The sequence below is a fragment of the Acetobacter papayae JCM 25143 genome (assembly GCF_000613285.1).
Lineage (GTDB): Bacteria > Pseudomonadota > Alphaproteobacteria > Acetobacterales > Acetobacteraceae > Acetobacter > Acetobacter papayae.
On the sequence record NZ_BAIN01000145.1, the window covers coordinates 1 to 1728 of the forward strand.

Consider the following 1728-nt stretch of genomic DNA (forward strand, 5'->3'; position numbering starts at 1 on the left):
TCACGAACCCCAGTCCGGAAACGGCCTGGGGTTTTTGTTTGTCTGCTGCCTGACGCCATCGTCAAAATGCCCGCGAGATCGCCGCGGACGTCGATCTGTAGTCCCTTGTCGGACGGGGTGAGGATGATTGCTCGATCAGCGAGCGGATCACCTCGGCCGCCTCCTGGCGCTTATCGTCCAGCTCCGAATGCAGCATGTCGTGTAGGCGCGCGAGCTGTCGGTGGTAGAACTCCGCCATTTGGGGATGGAGCAGGGGAGGGGGCTCCTCGGCGGTCGCGAGGAAGTCCCTGAGTTCCGCCTTGCGGGCTTCGAGCTTGGAGCCGCGCTCCTTGACCGTTTCGATCGAGATCGCTTCGGAAAGGTAGAGATCCATCAGCCGCTGGATCTCGCGCTCGACCCGCTTCAGTTCTGATTCCGCTGCGCCGATGTCGGCCGACGCCTCCATGCGCAGCCGGTTCATCTCGGTGGTGAAGGCCGTGCAGAATTCTGCGAACAGGTCCGGATCCATCAGGTGGTGACGCAGGGCGTCGAGGACGCGGCGTTCCAGTTCCTCGCGGCGCATATTGGTCCGGTTGTCGCAGGTGCCCTTGTTGCGGGCGGTCGAGCAGCCGAGCAAGGTGCCGGAGATCATGGAATAGCCGCCACCGCAGCAGCCACATTTGCTGAGGCCGGAGAACAAATAGCGGGGACGACGTTTCTCACGGAAATGATCGGGCGATGAGGTGTCGCGTGTGTCCCGGCTGGCGCTGACGCTGGCCTGCCGCGCCTTGACCGCGTCCCACAGTTCCTGGTCGACGATCCGCAGTTCCGGCACCTCCTGGATGACCCATTCGGAATTCGGATTGGGACGGGCCTGACGCTTGCCGGTGTCGGGATCCTTGATGAATCGTTGGCGGTTCCAGACCAGCTTGCCCACGTACATCTCATTGTTGAGAATCCCGGTACCACGCGCTCGGTTGCCATTGATGGTGGAAAATCCCCAGGCACCGCTGCCCGGTGCGGATATGCCTTCCTCGTTGAGACGGAAGGCTATGGCGCGTGGCCCCAGTCCGGCCGCGAAGTCACGAAAGATACGACGGACCACTTCGGCTTCCGCTGGATTGATGGTCCGGTCGCCCCGGATCGGCTCACCATTGGCGTCCAGCCTGCGCACGACGTCATAGCCGTAGGCGTTGCCGCCGCCGGACTTGCCCAGTTCCACCCGCCCGCGCAGGCCGCGATGGGTCTTCTCGGCCAGGTCTTTCAGGAACAGGGCGTTCATCGTGCCCTTGAGCCCGACATGGAGGTGGGACACCTCGCCCTCGGAGAGGGTGACGATCCGCACGCCAGCATAGTTCATGCGTTTGAAGACGCCGGCGATGTCCTCCTGGTCGCGGGACAGGCGGTCCATGGCCTCGGCCAGCACGATCTGGAACCGTCCGCGCTGTGCATCCGCGATCAGCGCCTGGATGCCGGGCCGCATCAGGGAGGCACCCGAGATGGCGTGATCAGTATACTCCTCGACGATGGTCCAGCCCTGTTTCTCCGCGTGGGTGCGGCAGACCCGAAGCTGATCGGCGATCGAGGCGTCGCGCTGGTTGTCGGACGAATAGCGGGCGTAGAGCGCGACCTTCATGTCGAGGCATCCCTTACGGTCCGGAGCGGCGGCGCTGCTCCTGTTGCTGCGACCGGAACCAGTCCCGTGCCGCGCGACGGGCCATGACGCGGACGAACGCCACGAGGCGCGGG

General features: G+C 64.4%; 1 pseudogene. It reads right to left on the reverse strand.

Annotated features, from left to right (window positions below):
* Nucleotides 1-1615 (reverse strand): annotated as a pseudogene (locus JCM25143_RS20370) (recombinase family protein); the annotation flags it as partial.
* Nucleotides 1616-1728: the final 113 nt, after the last annotated feature.